Here is a 16,652-nt window from a genome sequence, read left to right on the forward strand (position 1 = left end):
AGCGATATGGTCCATATCCATGACGGATTCCTGGGCCAATTTCGGCGCCGACCTGCATCTCGACCTTTCCGCCGGGCGCGGTCGGCGCGCCGGGCTCGTGGAGGCGCTGCGCGAGGCCGCGCGCAGCGGGCGGCTCGCGCCGGGCACCCGGCTGCCGTCCTCGCGCTCGCTCGCGGTGGACCTCGGGATGGCGCGCAACACGGTGGCGGAGGCGTACGCGGAGCTCGTCGCCGAGGGGTGGTTGACGGCACGTCAGGGTTCGGGGACCCGGGTCGCGGAACGGGCCCGGCCGCGGCCTGGGAAGCCGGCGGGCGTGGTGCCGGTACGCCGTCCGGAGCGGCGCGGGCCCTCGTACAGCCTGGTGCCCGGCACCCCGGACCTGAGCGGCTTCCCGCGCGCGGCCTGGCTGGCGGCGGCCCGGCGGGCGCTGACGCACGCGCCGAACGACGCGTTCGGGTACGGGGCGGACGGGCGCGGGCGGGTGGAGCTGCGGGAGGCGCTGGCGGAGTACCTGGCGCGGGTGCGGGGGGTGTACGCGGATCCGGAGCGGATCGTGCTGTGCGCGGGGTTCGTGCACGGGCTGAAGCTGATGGCGGGGGTGCTGCGGGCGCGGCGGGTACGGGAGGTGGCGGTCGAGGGGTACGGGCTGGACGTGCACTGGGACGTGCTGGCGGGGGCGGGGCTGCGGATGCGGCCGCTGCCGGTGGACGGTGCGGGGGCGCGGACGGAGGCCCTGACCGGGGCGGGGGCGGGGGCGGTCCTGCTGACGCCGGCGCACCAGTTCCCGACGGGCGCCGCGCTGACGCCGGCGCGGCGGGCGGCGGCGGTCGACTGGGCCCGTACGACGGGCGGGCTGATCCTGGAGGACGACTACGACGGGGAGTTCCGCTACGACCGACAGCAGATCGGGGCGTTGCAGGGGCTGGACCCGGACCGGGTGGTGTACCTGGGCACGGCGAGCAAGGCGTTGGCGCCGGGGTTGCGGATGGGGTGGCTGGTGCTGCCGCCGGGGCTGGTGGGGGAGGTGCTGGCGGTGAAGGGCCGGGCCGACTGGACCTCCAGCGCGCTGGACCAGCTGACGCTGGCGGAGTTCATCCGGTCGGGGGCGTACGACCGGCACGTGCGGGGGATGCGGCAGAGGTACTTGCGGCGGCGCGAGGCGCTGGTGGCGGCGGTGGGGGACCGGGTGACGGCGGTGTCGGGCATCTCGGCGGGCCTGCACGCGGTACTGGACCTCCCGCCGGGCACGGAGCAGCCCCTGATCCAGGCGGCCTCCTGGCACTCCCTCTCCCTGACGGGCCTCTCCCGCTACCGCCATCCCCAGGCCACGATGCCGCCCCGCGACGCCTTGGTGGTGGGCTACGGCACCCCGCCGGACAGCGCCTGGACCCCGACCCTGAACGCCCTGTCGGCAACCCTGCCGTGACGATCCTCTGCGGGCACCGCCGCCGGGGCCGTCGCCCCCGCGGGGCCGCCTGTCGCCGTGCCGACGGGTCCGCTCCCTGCGGGCAGCGCGTGGCCGGATGCCCGTGTGCGGGGGCTTCCGCCGCCGGGGTCGCCCCGCCACCTGCAACCCCGCGGCGCGGAGCCCCACGACGGGCGCCGCAGACGCAGGGGGTTCGGGCGCAGGGAAACGGTGAAAGGGCAGCGCGTGGCCGGAGGCCCGTGTGCGGGGGCTTCCGCCGCCGGGGTCGCCCCGCCACCTGCAACCCCGCGGCGCGGAGCCCACGACGGGCGCCGCAGGCGCAGGGGGTCCGGGCGCAGCCCGGGAAACGGTGAAAGGGCGGGGCGGGGACGATCCCGGGGCGAAGCCCCGAGCGCCGCGCGGCCGCACCACATCCGGCCCCGCCCCGGGGAAGCCCGGCCCCGCTCCGGGAAGGGTCGCGCCAGGTCCGGGTCCCCGGGCTACGCACGGGCAGGGGCGTCCGCAGGTGGTGGGGGTTCGCCGAAGCGGGCCAGGGCCAGGGCGCCGGCCACGGAGACGGCGAAGCCGGTGACGGCCAGCCACGCCAGACCCTCCCGCGGCCGGTCGCCGAGGAACGCCACCCCGACCACCGCCGGCCCGATCGTCTCGCCCAGCACCAGCCCGGCCGTCGCCGCCGTCACCGAGCCCCGCTGCAACGCCGAGGTGAGCAGCAGGAACCCCGCGCCCCCGCCCAGCAGCAACGCGTAAACGGCCGGGTTGGTCAGCGAGAACCCGTCGATGAGCCGGACCGCGACCTCCACCACCCCGAACCCCGTCCCCGACGCCAGGCCGAGGACCAGCGCCCGCGGCCCGTCCGGCAGCCCCCCGGCCGCCGCGCCCACCAGCAGCACCAGCACCGCCGCCCCCAGCAGCCCCCACTTGAGCGCCGGCGACCCCTCCCCGGAGCCCTCCTGCCCCGACGACAGCCCCAGCATCAGCAGCCCCGCGCAGACCACCCCCACCGCGCCCCACTCCGTCCGGCTCAGCCGCACCCGCAGCAGCCGCGCCGCGACCACCGCCGTCACCGCCAGACTGGCGGCCATCGCCGCGCCCACCGCGTAGATCGGGATGTGCAGCAGGGCGATGATCTGGAGGACGAACCCGGCCCCGTCCAGCCCCAGCCCCAACAGGTACCGCCACTGCCGCAGCGCGCGCAGCATCAGCGCCGGGTCCACCCCCGACCCCGTCCCCGGCTCCGCCGCCCGCGCGGCCACCGCCTGCAGGACCGAGGCCGTACCGAAACAGACCGCCGCACCGAGCGCGCAAATCATCCCAAGCAGCACGAAGCGACTGTAGAACACCGCCTTGAAGACGGCCGGATTCCATCGCTCCGATACCCCGCTCTACTCTGTCGGCAGCACGCCGCCGCGCCACGAGGGGGAGCCACACACGCATGGACAGCACCGGCACCAGTACCAGCAGCACCACCACCGCCCGCCGCCGCATGCGCTCCGGCGCCGTCGCGCTCGGCGGCATGGGCCTGCTCGCCGCCACCCTCGTCGCGTGCGGCAGCAGCGACGAGCCCGACAAGCGCTGCGCCTCCCGCACCACGCTGGACCACCTGAACAGCAAGGACTGCAAGAGCGGCGGCCGCGGCTCGTACTACTACGGCGGCTACGTCAGCAACGGCAAGGTCACCGGCGGCAGCTTCGACAAGTCCGCCGTCACCCGCGGCGGCATCGGCAACGGCAGCCACTCCGGCTCCAGCGGCGGCTGAGGAGCCCGGATCCATGAAGCGGCACACCATCGAGCCCCGCCCCGACTGGCAGCGGACCGTCGAGGAGCAGGGGCTGATCTACCCCCTGACCCGCTACCCCGACGACTCCCTGCGCCCCTACTGGGACGAGAGCGCGTACTACTCCTTCACGCTCCCGGAGGTCGAGGCGCTGGAGGGGGTCGTCGAGGAACTGCACGCCATGTGCCTCGCGGCCGCCGCGCACATCGTGGAGCACGACCGCTTCGCGGACCTCGGCATCAAGGATCCGAAGCTCGCCGCGCTCATCGCCGAGTCCTGGCGCCGCCGCGCCGAACAGCCTTCCCTGTACGGGCGTTTCGACCTGCGCTACGACGGCACCGGCCCGGCCAAGATGCTGGAGTACAACGCCGACACCCCCACCTCCCTGGTGGAGGCGGCGAGTCCGCAGTGGTTCTGGATGGAGGACCGTTTCCCCGGCGCCGACCAGTGGAACTCCCTCCACGAGCGGCTCGTCGACGCCTGGCGCCGGCAGGCCGAACTGCTCCCGCCCGGCCCGCTGCACTTCGCGCACTCCGAGACCGACGAGCTCGGCGAGGACCTGATGACGGTCGCCTACCTCCAGGAGACCGCGGACCAGGCCGGCCTCGAAACGCACGCGCTCTCCGTCGAGCAGATCGGCTGGGACAGCCTCTCCGGCCGCTTCGTGGACGAGCGGCTCCGCTTCATCCGCGCCTGCTTCAAGCTCTACCCCTGGGAGTGGCTGGCCGAGGACCAGTTCGGCCCCCAGGTGCTCGGCAGCTACGACCACGGCGGCGGCTCCGGCACCACCCAGTGGATCGAGCCGCTGTGGAAGATGCTGCTCTCCAACAAGGCGCTGCTGGCCGTCCTGTGGGAGCTCTTCCCGGAGCACCCGAACCTGCTGCCCGCCTACCTCGACGGCCCGCGCGAGCTCGCGGACACCACCGGGTACGCCGCCAAGCCGCTGCTCGGCCGCGAGGGCGCCGGGGTGACGCTCCACGAAGCGGGCGGGGACGGCGCGCCGTTCGTCCCGGTCGAGGGCGAGACGTACGTCTTCCAGGGCCTTGCCCCGCTGCCCGACTTCGACGGCAACCGGGTGGTGCTCGGCGCGTGGGTCGTCGAGGAGGAGGCGGCGGGGCTCGGCATCAGGGAATCCGCGGGGCCGGTCACGGACGAGTACGCCCGCTTCCTGCCCCACGTCATCCTGTAGTCCGGCGGGGGCCCGGGCCCGGCGGGGGCCGGGCTAGACGCAGAGCACCGACCGCAGCTGGTCGAGGCCCCAGTCCAGGTCCTCCTTGCTGATCACCAGCGGCGGGGCGATCCGGATCGTCGATCCGTGGGTGTCCTTCACCAGCACCCCGAGCTCCATCAGCTTCTCGGAGATCTCCCGCCCCGAGCCGTGCGACGGGTCGATGTCGACGCCCGCCCACAGGCCGCGCCCGCGCACGGCGGTCACCGCACCGCCGCCGACCAGCAGGTTCAGCTCCCGGTGCAGGTGGTCGCCGAGCTCGGCGGCGTGCTGCTGGAACTCGCCGGAGCGCAGCATCGCGATCACCTCCAGGGCGACGGCGCAGGCCAGCGGGTTCCCGCCGAAGGTGGACCCGTGCTCACCGGGCCGGAACACGCCGAGCACGTCGCGGTCGGCGACCACGGCCGACACGGGCACGACCCCGCCGCCGAGCGCCTTGCCCAGGATGTACACGTCCGGGACGACCCCCTCGTGCTCGCAGGCGAAGGTCTTGCCGGTCCGGCCCAGCCCCGACTGGATCTCGTCCGCCATGAAGAGAACGTTCCGCTCGCGCGTCAGTTCCCGTACGCCCCGCAGGTATCCGGCCGGCGGCACCAATACCCCCGCCTCGCCCTGGATCGGCTCCAGCAGCACCGCGACGGTGTTCTCCGTGACGGCGTGCGCGAGCGCGGTGAGGTCCCCGTACGGGACGATCTCGAAGCCGGGCGTGTACGGCCCGAAGTGGTCGCGGGCGTCGTGGTCCGTCGAGAAGCTGACGATGGTCGTCGTACGGCCGTGGAAGTTGTCGGCCGCGACCACGATCTTGGCGTGGCCGTCCGGGACGCCCTTGACCTCGTAACCCCACTTCCTGGCGGTCTTCACCGCCGTCTCGACCGCCTCCGCCCCCGTGTTCATCGGCAGCACCATCTCCTTGCCGCACAGCTCGGCGAGCTGCGCGCAGAAGTCGGCGAAGCGGTCGTGGTGGAAGGCGCGGGAGGTCAGCGTGACCCGTTCCAGCTGGGCCTTCGCGGCGTCGATCAGGCGGCGGTTGCCGTGCCCGAAGTTGAGCGCCGAGTATCCGGCGAGCATGTCCAGATAGCGCCGTCCCTCCACGTCGGTCATCCAGGCGCCGTCCGCCGACGCGACGACGACGGGCAGCGGGTGATAGGTGTGCGCGCTGTGCGCGTCGGCGGAGCGGATGGCATCAGCAGTTGTCGACACGGGGTCTCCGATCGTCCGTCAGGCCTGTGACGAGGGTGGCGTCACTGTCCATCCTCGCTCGTATACCGGACGGAGAAACCTTTCTTGTGGCGCGCCCGCTAAGGTGGTCGGTACGCACGGCGACTGGCGTACGGAGAACCAACTCCGGGGGAGTCGTGCGCGTACGACCGCACACAGGGCCGCTCGCCTGGGCCTCGCGGGGACGAGAGACGACATCGACCCCGGAGGAGCCGCCATGACCGCGCGCCGCCATCCCGCCCTTTTCGCTACCGACCCCGAACTGGCGTCGTTCGTCGAGGCGGAAGAAGCACTCCAGGCGGAGACCCTCCGCCTCATCCCGAGCGAGAACTACGTGTCCGCGGCCGTCCTGGAGGCCTCCGGCACGGTGCTGCAGAACAAGTACAGCGAGGGCTACCCCGGCCGCCGCTACTACGAGGGCCAGCAGAACATCGACCGCGTCGAGGCGCTGGCCGTCGAGCGGGCGAAGGGCCTGTTCGGGGTGGACCACGCGAACGTCCAGCCGTACTCCGGCTCGCCGGCGAACCTCGCGGTGTACCTGGCGTTCGCCAAGCCCGGCGACACGGTGATGGGCATGGCCCTGCCGATGGGCGGGCACCTCACCCACGGCTGGGGCGTCTCGGCCACGGGCTCCTGGTTCCGGGGCGTCCAGTACGGCGTACGGGCCGACACCGGCCTGATCGACTACGACGCGGTGCGCGAGCTGGCCCTCGCGGAGCGCCCGAAGATCATGTTCTGCGGCGGCACCGCCCTGCCCCGCACGATCGACTTCGAGGCCTTCGCGTCGATCGCGCGCGAGGCGGGCTCGGTCCTGGTCGCGGACGTGGCGCACATCGCCGGCCTGATCGCGGGCGGCGCGCACCCGTCGCCGGTGCCGCACGTGGACGTCGTCTCCACCACCACGCACAAGACCCTGCGGGGTCCGCGCGGCGCGATGCTGATGTGCCGGGAGGAGCACGCGAAGGCCATCGACAAGGCGGTCTTCCCGGGCCTGCAGGGCGGCCCGCACAACCAGACGACGGCGGGCATCGCGGTCGCCCTCCACGAGGCCGCGCAGCCGGCGTTCGTGACGTACGCGCACGCGGTGGTGGCCAACGCGAAGGCCCTGGCCGAGGCGCTGCTCGCACGCGGCTTCGACCTCGTCTCGGGCGGCACGGACAACCACCTGATCCTGATGGACCTGACCTCCCGGGGCGTCCCGGGCAAGGTCGCGGCGAAGGCGCTGGACCGGGCCGGGATCGTCGTGAACTACAACACGGTGCCGTTCGACCCCCGCAAGCCGTTCGACCCGTCGGGGATCCGGATCGGCACGCCGTCGCTGACCTCGCGCGGGCTCGGCGTCCAGCACATGCCGGTGGTGGCGGAGTGGATCTCCCGGGCCGTCGACGCGGCCGCCAAGTCGGACGAGCCGGCCCTGGCCGCCGTCCGCGCGGAGGTCGAGGACCTGATGTCAGCCCACCCGGCCCCGGGCCTCCCGCTGTCCTGACACGTCGGCCGCCGGCGGGGCCGGCTGGATCCAGCCCCCGCCGGGCCGCTCGGCGGGGGCTGAAGGAACCGGCCCCGCCGGCGTTCGAGGCGCGGAGCGCGGGGCCGCTTGCGTGGCGGCGCCGCGGACGCGTGCGGCGGAGCGAGGGGCCGCGGCGCCGGCGGCGGTGTCGCGTTCGCCCCCGCGACAAGGGCGCCGGTGGGCCCGAGCCCGCCCGCGCACCTGAGAGAATGAAGCCATGGCTTCTGATCGTCCTCGCGCGCTCTCCGGCATCCAGCCCACCTCCGGTTCGTTCCACCTCGGGAACTACCTCGGTGCCATCCGCCAGTACGTCGCCCTCCAGGAGACGCACGACGCGTTCTACATGGTCGTCGACCTGCACGCGATCACCATGCCGCAGGATCCGAAGGATCTCCGCGCGAACACCCGCCTCTCCGCCGCGCAGCTGCTCGCCGCCGGCCTGGACCCCGAGCGCTGCACGCTCTTCATCCAGAGCCACGTGCCCGAGCACGCGCAGCTCGGCTGGGTCATGAACTGCATCACCGGCTTCGGCGAGGCCAGCCGGATGACCCAGTTCAAGGACAAGTCCGCGAAGTCGGGCGCGAACAACGCCACCGTCGGCCTGTTCACGTACCCGATCCTCCAGGTGGCCGACATCCTCCTCTACCAGGCGAACGCCGTCCCGGTCGGCGAGGACCAGCGCCAGCACATCGAGCTGACCCGCGACCTCGCCGAGCGCTTCAACACGCGCTTCGGCCGGACCTTCACCCTCCCCGCCGCGCACATCGTCAAGGAGGTCGCGAAGATCTACGACCTCCAGGACCCGGCGATCAAGATGTCGAAGTCCGCGTCCTCGCCCAAGGGCCTGATCAACCTCCTCGACGAGCCCAAGGTCACCGAGAAGAAGATCAAGAGCGCGGTCACCGACACCGAGGCCGAGATCCGCTTCGACACCGAGAAGAAGCCCGGCGTCAGCAACCTGCTCACGATCTACTCCACCCTCACGGGCGAGACGGTCACCGCCCTGGAGGAGAAGTACGAGGGCAAGGGCTACGGCGCGCTGAAGACCGACCTGGCCGGTGTGATGGTCGATTTCGTCACACCGTTCAGGCAGCGCACCCAGGAGTACCTGGACGACCCCGAGACCCTGGACGCCATCTTGGCCAAGGGCGCGGAGAAGGCCCGCGCGGTCGCCGCCGAGACCCTGGCGCAGGCCTACGACCGCCTCGGGTTCCTGCCCGCGAAGCACTGAATCCGCTCTGAATCCGCCCTGACACCGCGCTGACACCCCCGGGCGCCGGCCCCGCCGAAAGAGGCCTCTGGCGTCCCAGGGGTGCTGCCGCCACACTGAAGCGACAGCACGCGCGCAAACCGACTGACGGAGGAGACATACGTGGGGACCGTAACGCTCGGCGTTTCGATCGCGGTCCCGGAGCCGCACGGCAGCCAGCTCCAGGAGCTGCGCGCCGGCTTCGGGGACGCCGCCGCGCACGGCATTCCCACGCATGTCACCCTCGTGCCGCCGACCGAGGTGGAGGCGGACCGGCTCCCGGCGATCCGCGCGCACCTGAGCGAGGTCGCGGCCGCGTTCCGCGCCTTCGCGATGCGGCTGTCCGGGACGGGAACCTTCCGCCCGCTCTCGCCGGTCGTCTTCGTGAAGGTCGTCGAGGGCGCCCAGGGCTGCACCCGCCTCCAGCACCAGGTCCGCGACCCCGAGGGGCCGCTCAGCCGGGAGCTGGCGTTCCCGTACCACCCGCACGTCACCGTCGCCCACGGGATCTCCGAGGAGGCGATGGACCTGGCGTTCACGACCCTCTCCGAGTACGCCGCCGAGTGGGTCTGCGACGGCTTCGCGCTCTACGAGCAGGGCTCGGACGGGGTCTGGCGCAAGCTGCGTGAATACCCTTTCGGCGCGGGTCCGACGGGCGTCCCGGCGCAGCTGAGCTCCCCCGCCGATGACGCGGCCGAGGCGACGATACGCCCCTCCTGACGGCCCCGGCGCGGCCGCGAGGCCAGCGGTCGCAAGGCCAGCGGCCGCAAGGTCATCCGGGCACCGAACCTGATCCTCCGTAGGACCAGGGCATGGAACGGGCGAGCCGTCGGGCGAAAAGTCACAATCGACGACCGTAGTGCCCAAAAGCGACAATCCCCGCTATTTCCGGCAGCTCATTTACGGTGACCCCATGGACTGGCTGACGAAACTCCCGGTGATCGGGCCGGTGGCGGCCGCGCTGATGCGTACGCACGCGTGGCGTTCCTACGAGCGGCTCGACCGGGTGCACTGGACGCGGCTGGCCGCCGCGATCACGTTCATCAGCTTCCTCGCGGTCTTCCCGCTCCTCACCGTCGCGGCCGCCATCGGCGCGGCGCTGCTCAGCCAAGAGCAGCTCGACAAGCTGGAGAAGAGCCTCACCGAGCAGGTGCCCGGCATCTCCGACCAGCTCGACATCAACGGCCTCGTCGCGAACGCGGGCACCGTCGGGCTCGTCGCCGGCGTCATCCTGCTGTTCGCCGGCATCTCCTGGGTCGGCGCGATGCGGGACTGCCTGCGTGCCGTGTGGGACAAGGACGACGAGGACGAGGGCAACCCCGTCGCGCGCAAGGGCAAGGACACGCTGGTCCTGCTGGGCCTCGGCGCCGCGGGGCTGGCCTCGGCGGCGGCCTCGATCATCGGCTCCAGCGCCGTCGGGAAGTTCGGCGGCTGGCTCGGCATCCCGCAGCACGGCGTCGGAGGCTGGGTGCTGCGCGCGGCAGCGTTCCTCGTCGGGGTGGTGGCCGCCTTCCTGCTCCTGCTCTACGTACTGACCCTGCTGCCCGGCGTCGAGCCGCCGCGCGGCCGCCTGATCCAGGCGGCCCTCATCGGCGCGGCGGGCTTCGAACTGCTCAAGCTGCTGCTGAGCGGGTACATCCGCGAGGTCGCGGCGAAGAGCATGTACGGGGCCTTCGGCGTGCCGATCGCCCTGCTGCTCTGGATCAACTTCACGGCCAAGCTGCTGCTGTACTGCTCGGCCTGGACCGCCACCCGGGACGACGGGGAGGAGCGGGACGAGCCGGACGGCCCCGACGACACGGACGGCCGGGAGGAGCCGGCCGCCACGACCTAGGGAAGCAGGTCGGTGTCCGGGCCGCGACCGCCGCGCGGGCGGCGCGGGTGGCGGCGGCCGGCGACGAACACCCCGCCCGCCGCGACGGCCAGCGCCCCGCCCGCGATGCCGAGCGCGGTCCCCATCCCGCCGCCGGCGCCCTCGCCGGACGCCGACGGGCCGTTCTCGTGGGACTGGGCGGGCGAGCCGTGGGACGAGGTGTCCTCGCTCTTCGGCGGCACCAGCTCACCCACCGGCTTGACCTTGCCGAGCGCGGCGAACCCCCAGTCGAAGAGGTCGGCGGTCTCCTCGTAGACGGAGTTGAGGCCGCCGGTGTCCGGGTTCATCACCGTGACCAGCAGCGTCTTGCCGTCGCGCTGCGCCGCGCCGGTGAAGGTGGAGCCGGCCATCGTGGTGTTGCCGTTCTTCACCCCCGCGATGCCCTTGTACGGGGAGAGGCCGTAGGCGCCGGTCATCAGCCGGTTCGTGTTCTGGATCTCGAAGTAGTCGCGCGCCTTGCCGGACCCCCCGCTGCCCGGGAACTTCGCGCTCACCGTGCCGCAGTACTCCTTGAAGTCCTGCTTCTGGAGACCCGACCGGGCGATGAGGGTGAGGTCGTAGGCGCTGGAGACCTGCTCCGGCGCGTCGTACCCGTCCGGGGACACCACGTGCGTGTCGAGGGCCTGGAGCTCCTCGGCGTGCGCCTGCATGTCCTTGACGGTCTTCTCGACGCCGCCGTTCATGGCCGAAAGCACGTGCACGGCGTCGTTGCCGGAGCGCAGGAACACGCCGAGCCACAGGTCGTGGACGGAGTATTCGTGGTCCTCCTTGACCCCGACCAGGCTGGAGCCCTGCCCCACGTCGGACAGCTCCTCCTCCGTGACCATGTGGACCTGGTCCCTGGGGAGGGTGGGCAGCACGGTGTCCGCGAAGAGCATCTTCATGGTGGAGGCCGGGGGGAGCCGCCAGTGCGCGTTGTGCGCGGCCAGGACCTCGCCGGTGTCGGCGTTCGCCACGATCCACGAGCGCCCGGTGAGGCTCTCGGGCAGGGCGGGCGCGCCGGGCAGCAGGTTCACCTGGGTCCCCGGCTGGCCGAGGCGGGCCCCGCCGATGGAGGACATCGACACGGGCGGCGCCGGGGCCTGCTTGGCCCCGCCCTTGCCGTTGTCCGGCGACGGCGTGGGCGCGCGGCCGGGCCCGGGCACGTGGGGGGTGCGCGGGAGGCCGTGGGCGGGGGCCGTGAGCACGACGGGGACCAGCAGCGCGGCGGAAAGGACCGCCAGCGCGGTCTTCTTGGCAGACACGCAGGTGAAAGTACATCCCGATGCTGTGTCCGCCGTCGCGGACCGGCCAACCCGCCGCAACCATTGCCGGTACAGCCCACCCCGGCGCGTCCGTCCTGGGGAAGAAACCGATACTGGGTTCATGAGACTCAGCCGCGCCGCCTCCTGGTTCCTGCTCGCCTTCGGAGTGTGGAGCTGGTTCATCTGGGTGTCCTTCGTCCGGAACCTGTGGAAGAACGGCAGTGGCCTGGCGTTTGACGCCGCGGGGGATCCGACGTCCTACTTCTGGGTCCACCTTCTCTTGGCGGTGACCTCCTTTCTCCTGGGGACGGCCGTTGGTGTGATCGGGCTGCGTGGCGTTCGGGCGCTGCGGCGCGAATCGCGTGAATCGCGTGAAGCCCGATGAAGGTGGCGATCTTCGCGCTGGTCGCGCTGGCGGTGCTGGGCCTGCTGGTGCTGGTGCACCGGTGGCTCTGGATCCGGCTGGTCCGCGACACGTCGCGACCGGGCGGCGCGTGGCGCCGGGTGGGCACGACGCTGGCCTTCGCCCTGCCGCTGCTGTCGGTGGCGGCGCTCACCGCCGGGCGCGCGGGTGCGCCGTTCTGGCTCCAGCAGACCGTGTCCTGGCCGGGCTTCATGTGGCTGGCGGTGCTGCTGTACCTGACCTTGGCGATGCTCCTGGCGGAACCCGCCCGAGCCCTTGTGCTCCGCCGGGCGACCCGCCCCCGGCCTCCTCGATCGCCGGAGGGGCCGGGCAACGCCGCCGCAGGCGAGCGGGACCTGGCTCCCGCCGTGAGCCGTGGTGCCGGCCCGGGTGAGCGGGGCGAGGCCCCCGCCGGCTCCGCCACCGGCGGCGGGTCGGGTGCGGGGACTGGGGCGGAGCCCCAGGAGCGGGGAGGGGCGGGCAGGGGACCGGCGCCGCAGGCTCCCGCAGTCGCTCCCGCTCCCGGAGCCGAGGTTGTTCCCGCAGCCGTTCCCGGAGCCGAAGCCGCTCCCGCGTCAACACCGGCACCGGCGGCGGCGTCGGCCTCGGCGGAGGACTCGGACGGCGGGATCAGTCGGCGGAGGTTCGTCGCCCGCACGGTCGGCGGGGTGGCTGCGGCCGCCGCCCTCGGGACCGTGGGGTACGGGACCTACGGGGTCATGCGCGGGCCGCGGGTCAAGCGGGTGCGGGTGCCGCTCGCCAAGCTGCCGCGCGCCGCGCACGGGTTCCGGATCGCGGTCGTCAGCGACGTCCACCTCGGCCCGATCCTCGGCCGCGCCCACACCACCCGCGTCGTCGACACCGTCAACCGCACCCAGCCCGACCTCATCGCCATCGTCGGCGACCTCGTGGACGGCAACGTCCACGACCTCGGCGACGCCGCCGAGCCGCTCCGCGCGCTGCGGGCCCGCCACGGCTCGTACTTCGTCACCGGCAACCACGAGTACTTCTCCGGCGCCCAGCAGTGGATCGACCACGTCCGCGAACTCGGCCTGACGCCGCTGGAGAACGCCCGCCGCGAGCTCCCGCTCTTCGACCTCGCCGGCGTCAACGACGTACAGGGCGAGACCGAGGGCCACGGCCCGGACTTCGGCGCGGCCCTCGGCGACCGCGACCGGTCCCGCGCCGCCGTGCTCCTGGCCCACCAGCCGATCGTCATCCACGACGCCGTCCGGCACGGCGTGGACCTCCAGCTGTCCGGCCACACCCACGGCGGCCAGCTCTGGCCCGGCAACTACCTCGCCGAGCTCGCCAACCCCACCGTCGCCGGCCTGGAGCGCTACGGAGACACCCAGCTCTACGTGTCCCGCGGCGCCGGCGCCTGGGGACCCCCGGTCAGGGTCGGGGCGCCGTCGGACATCACGGTCGTCGAGCTGGAGTCCCGCCAGGCGTAGACCTGTAGACCCGCAGACCCGTAGACCCGCAGACCCGCAGACCCGCAGGACTACGGCTGGTCCGCGTCCGACGCGCGCTTGCGCGACACCGCCGTCTGCGCCATGCCCGGCAGGAAGTCCGCGAACAGCTCGTGGACTTCCCGCACCAGCGGCCGCAGCACCCGGAACCGGGCGAGCACGATGCCCCGCGTCGTCAGCTGCGCGCCGCGCTCGGCCAGGCGGCGGGTCTTCTCGCTGTCCGGGGAGCGGTCGAAGACCCAGTACAGGACCAGGCCCATCTGCGAGAGCCACATCAGCTCCGGCAGTACGTCGGCCAGCTCCTCCGGCACCTTGGTCTTCGCCCCGGCCAGCACCTCGCGGTGCATGTCGATGGCGGCCTGGCGCGCGGGCTCCGACTCCGGGGAGAAGGGGCTGAGCGGACTCTCGGGGTCCGCCGCGTTCTTGAAGAACTGCGACGCGAACTCGTGGTAGGGGGCGGCGATGTCGAGCCAGGCGGTCAGTACGCCCGCGAGCCGCTTCTGCAGGTCGGTCTCACTGTCCAGGATGGGCCGGACCGCCGCCTGGTGGGCGGCTCCGATCCGGTCGTAGAAGCCCTGGACGAGGTGTTCCTTCGACGCGAAGTAGTAGTAGGCGTTGCCGACCGAGACCCCCGCCTCCTTGGCGATGCCCCGCATGGTCGTCTTGTCGAAGCCGCGCTCCTGGAAGAGACGGAGCGCGGTTTCGAGGATGAGCGTGCGGGTCTGCTCGCTCTTGGGAGCCTTCTGATCAGTCACGGTGTCCGACCTTATCGGGGTACGGCGCACTGGTCGTCACAGGCCGGTTCTTCCGGCTCCGCTTCGCCGTTGGTACGGACCGCGGCCCGCCAGGCGGAGGCGGTGTACATGGCCGCCCGGGCGAAGGGCCGGCCGGCCGCGGTGGCCAGCCAGTTCGCCTTGGGCCGGTGCTCGTCCAGCGCCCACAGGCACACGATGAAGGCGTCGGTGTCGGTCCACACCTGGCCCGAGTCCCCGACCACGGTGATCTGGCGCAGCGTCTGCGCGTGGTCCAGCCGGGGGAAGCGTCGCCGCGCCGCCTCGGACCCGGCCGGCAGGAGCCGCAGCGGCACCAGCCAGCGCTGCCCGAGCAGCCAGTGCCGGATGTGGACGCAGAGCGGGCAGTTGGCGTCGTACAGCACCGTGAGGTGCTGTACGGCCGTCGTCGGCGTCGCCATCGCTCAGGCTCCGGCCGGGGCGGTCCAGGCGCTCGGGGCGACCGGCGGGGTCTGCTGGCTCTCCATGATCCCGCGGCGGCGCATCTTGTTGAGCACCCACACGTTGCCGAGGTGCATGACGCCGAGGACGAGCAGGACGACGCCGAGCTTGACCGAGAGCGCCTCGAAGAGGCCGCGGGCTTCGAGGATGGTCTCGCTCGACCGCAGGTAGAGGGTCACGAAGCCGATGTTCACGAGGTAGAAGCCGACCACCAGGAGGTGGTTGACGGCGTCCGCGAGCTTCTCGTTGCCGTGCAGGACGTCGGCGATGAAGACCCGGCCGTTGCGGCTGAGGGTGCGGGCCACCCAGACGGTGAGGCCGATGCTGACGAGCAGGTAGATGACGTACGCAACCACGGTGAGGTCCATTGCCCCAGCCCCCTTGAACGCGTTCAATTGCTGACAGGCATGACTGTAGACCTTCTTTTGAACAGGTTCAAGCGAATGGGGGCCGGGGCTGTGAGAGGTCAGGACCGGAGGAAGTCCAGCAGCAGCCGGGTGGTCTCCGCCGGGCGCTCCAGGGAGGGCAGGTGTCCCGCCCACGGCAGCTCGACGTGGACCGCGCCCGGGACGAGCGAGGCCAGCTCGGCGGGGACCTCCCGGAACTCGGGGATGTCGTGCGCCCCGCCGACGGCGAGGACGGGGGCGGCGATGGCCGTCAGGTCCACGTCGGGCTCCGGGAGCTCGTGGCCCTCGGCGGCCCCCAGCGCCCCCCGGAAGTTGCCGAGCTGCATGGCGCGTACGAGGGCGTGCGCGGCCTCGTCGGCGTCCGGGCCGAGCCACTGGCGGGCGTTGAGCGCGGCCGCGCCGTCCAGGTCGCCCGCGTCCACCAGGGCGCCCTCGGCGGCGTTGAAGGCCAGCAGCGCCGGGCCGCGCCGCTGCGCGGGCCGGGCGGGGCAGAGCAGGGCCAGGGAGCGCACCCGGTCCGGGTGCAGGGCGGCGAGCTGTAGCGCGATCCGGCCGCCGTACGAGGAGCCGACGAACGCGGCGCGCGCGATGCCGAGCCGGTCCAGCAGGTCCAGTACGTCCCCGGCGTCGCTGTACGGGGCCTCGGCGGCCGGGGAGTCCCCGCAGGTCCGGAAGTCCGGGCGGACCACCCGCATGCCCGCCCCGGCCAGCGGGGCCCACTGGGGCTCCCACATCCGGCGGTCGCACACGGAGGAGTGCAGCAGCACCACGGCGGACCCGTTCGAGGGCCCTTCCACGTCATGAGAAATGATCATGGCCCGATCGTTGCGGACCGGGGGCGCGGCGGCCACCCCTTTGGCGGGGGTGGCCGGACGGCCGCGCAGCGGGGTGCCGCGTCAGACGCTGAGCGAGCGCGCGTAGTTGATCTGGTTCATGACCCACATGTACGTGTTCGGGTCGGTCGCCGGGATCATCGTGGAGTGGTGACGGCCGCCGCTGTGCACGGTGACCTGGATGTAGCCGGTCGTCCGCTTCTCCTTCATCAGCAGGAACAGCAGCCCGAGCAGGCAGAACAGGAAGAAGACGATGGCCAGCACGACCGCGTGGGTCGGCATCTTCTCCTCGGTGCGCGAGAAGTCGGTGGCGTTCCACATCGCGCCCCGCAGCGGCATCGTGCCCGACGGGGTGATGATCTGGTCCCCCGAGATGCTGATGTCCCCGAGCGACAGGCCCTGCCCGGGCACCGCGCCGGGACCGGGCGCGTAGCCGGGGGCCGGCTGCTGCGGAATCGGAAGGCCCCCGCCGCCGATGGTCGGCTGATGGACCGGGGGCTGCGGATAGGGCTGGGGATATCCGTAACTGGCCTGGCCGGGGCCCCACTTGTACTCGTCCTGCCCCGGGCCGGGTTCGCTCGCGTACGGATTCGGCTGCTGCTCACTCATACGGCCGATCCTTCCACAGCCCGCCTCCGCTCCGTACCCCCCGTCAGAACACCGAGTCCACCCGGCCGATGACGGCCCCGTCCGGCCCCTGGCCCTCCCCGGGCACGGCAGAGGGCCCCGCCCCGGGCACGGCGAAGGCCCCGCCCCCGGAACGGATCCGGGGGCGGGGCCCAGTCG

Annotated in this window: 17 protein-coding genes and 1 riboswitch; of the genes, 9 read left to right on the plus strand and 8 right to left on the minus strand. The window is 72.8% G+C overall.

Going from position 1 to position 16,652, the window contains the following annotated elements; all coding sequences use genetic code 11:
- Positions 1-19 precede the first annotated feature (19 nt).
- Positions 20-1,426, plus strand: coding sequence for a PLP-dependent aminotransferase family protein (locus tag OG982_RS18495; protein WP_266948909.1), 1,407 nt, complete (start codon positions 20-22; stop codon positions 1,424-1,426).
- A gap of 479 nt (positions 1,427-1,905) precedes the next feature.
- Here OG982_RS18495 and OG982_RS18500 read toward each other — a convergent pair whose 3' ends face one another.
- Positions 1,906-2,748 (minus strand): hypothetical protein, encoded by an 843-nt coding sequence (locus OG982_RS18500; RefSeq protein ID WP_266948910.1) that lies wholly within the window; start codon positions 2,746-2,748, stop codon positions 1,906-1,908.
- A gap of 110 nt (positions 2,749-2,858) precedes the next feature.
- Here OG982_RS18500 and OG982_RS18505 point away from each other — a divergent pair, with 110 nt between their 5' ends.
- On the plus strand, positions 2,859-3,182 hold the full coding sequence (locus tag OG982_RS18505; RefSeq protein ID WP_266785379.1) for a hypothetical protein: 324 nt from the start codon (positions 2,859-2,861) through the stop codon (positions 3,180-3,182).
- Positions 3,183-3,195: 13 nt separating this feature from the next.
- Positions 3,196-4,389 (plus strand): glutathionylspermidine synthase family protein, encoded by a 1,194-nt coding sequence (locus OG982_RS18510; RefSeq protein ID WP_266785377.1) that lies wholly within the window; start codon positions 3,196-3,198, stop codon positions 4,387-4,389.
- 33 nt (positions 4,390-4,422) lie between these two features.
- On the opposite strand, the gene rocD is transcribed toward OG982_RS18510, so the two are convergent.
- Positions 4,423-5,628: an ornithine--oxo-acid transaminase gene (gene rocD, locus OG982_RS18515; protein WP_266785375.1), complete on the minus strand. Its 1,206-nt coding sequence runs from the start codon at positions 5,626-5,628 to the stop codon at positions 4,423-4,425.
- A 109-nt stretch (positions 5,629-5,737) separates the two neighbouring features.
- A riboswitch (ZMP/ZTP riboswitch) is annotated at positions 5,738-5,828 on the plus strand.
- Between the two features lie 35 nt (positions 5,829-5,863).
- Here rocD and glyA point away from each other — a divergent pair.
- The 4 genes from glyA (at position 5,864) to OG982_RS18535 (ending at position 10,236) form a co-directional block, all read left to right on the plus strand.
- Positions 5,864-7,132, plus strand: a complete 1,269-nt coding sequence (gene glyA / locus OG982_RS18520; RefSeq protein ID WP_266785373.1) for a serine hydroxymethyltransferase — start codon at positions 5,864-5,866, stop codon at positions 7,130-7,132.
- Positions 7,133-7,370: 238 nt separating this feature from the next.
- A complete protein-coding gene (trpS, locus tag OG982_RS18525; protein ID WP_266785371.1) occupies positions 7,371-8,384 on the plus strand; it encodes a tryptophan--tRNA ligase in 1,014 nt (337 codons plus the stop codon).
- A gap of 141 nt (positions 8,385-8,525) precedes the next feature.
- A complete protein-coding gene (locus OG982_RS18530; protein ID WP_266785369.1) occupies positions 8,526-9,122 on the plus strand; it encodes a 2'-5' RNA ligase family protein in 597 nt (198 codons plus the stop codon).
- A gap of 193 nt (positions 9,123-9,315) precedes the next feature.
- A complete protein-coding gene (locus tag OG982_RS18535) occupies positions 9,316-10,236 on the plus strand; it encodes a YihY/virulence factor BrkB family protein (protein WP_266785367.1) in 921 nt (306 codons plus the stop codon).
- On the opposite strand, the gene OG982_RS18540 is transcribed toward OG982_RS18535, so the two are convergent.
- Positions 10,233-11,519 carry a D-alanyl-D-alanine carboxypeptidase family protein gene (locus OG982_RS18540; protein WP_266948912.1) on the minus strand — a complete coding sequence of 429 codons (1,287 nt, stop codon included), beginning with the start codon at positions 11,517-11,519 and terminating at the stop codon, positions 10,233-10,235. The two genes, OG982_RS18535 and OG982_RS18540, sit on opposite strands and share 4 nt — an antisense overlap.
- Before the next feature lie 121 nt (positions 11,520-11,640).
- On the opposite strand from OG982_RS18540, the gene OG982_RS18545 reads away from it, so the two are divergent.
- Positions 11,641-11,904, plus strand: a complete 264-nt coding sequence (locus OG982_RS18545) for an SCO4848 family membrane protein (RefSeq protein ID WP_266785363.1) — start codon at positions 11,641-11,643, stop codon at positions 11,902-11,904.
- A complete protein-coding gene (locus tag OG982_RS18550; protein ID WP_266948914.1) occupies positions 11,901-13,376 on the plus strand; it encodes a metallophosphoesterase in 1,476 nt (491 codons plus the stop codon). Before OG982_RS18545 ends, OG982_RS18550 begins: the two co-directional genes overlap by 4 nt.
- 50 nt (positions 13,377-13,426) lie before the next feature.
- Here OG982_RS18550 and OG982_RS18555 read toward each other — a convergent pair whose 3' ends face one another.
- From OG982_RS18555 to OG982_RS18575, 5 genes are all read right to left on the minus strand, one after another.
- A complete protein-coding gene (locus OG982_RS18555) occupies positions 13,427-14,149 on the minus strand; it encodes a TetR family transcriptional regulator (RefSeq protein WP_266785360.1) in 723 nt (240 codons plus the stop codon).
- Between the two features lie 11 nt (positions 14,150-14,160).
- Positions 14,161-14,586, minus strand: coding sequence for a thiol-disulfide oxidoreductase DCC family protein (locus OG982_RS18560; RefSeq protein WP_266785358.1), 426 nt, complete (start codon positions 14,584-14,586; stop codon positions 14,161-14,163).
- Between the two features lie 3 nt (positions 14,587-14,589).
- Entirely contained in the window at positions 14,590-14,994 is a 405-nt protein-coding gene (locus tag OG982_RS18565; RefSeq protein WP_266785356.1) for a hypothetical protein, read from the minus strand.
- 98 nt (positions 14,995-15,092) lie between these two features.
- Entirely contained in the window at positions 15,093-15,848 is a 756-nt protein-coding gene (locus tag OG982_RS18570) for an alpha/beta fold hydrolase (RefSeq protein WP_266948916.1), read from the minus strand.
- 81 nt (positions 15,849-15,929) lie between these two features.
- A complete protein-coding gene (locus tag OG982_RS18575; RefSeq protein ID WP_266948917.1) occupies positions 15,930-16,475 on the minus strand; it encodes a hypothetical protein in 546 nt (181 codons plus the stop codon).
- Positions 16,476-16,652: the final 177 nt, after the last annotated feature.

It is taken from the genome of Streptomyces sp. NBC_01551 (genome assembly GCF_026339935.1).
GTDB lineage: Bacteria > Actinomycetota > Actinomycetes > Streptomycetales > Streptomycetaceae > Streptomyces.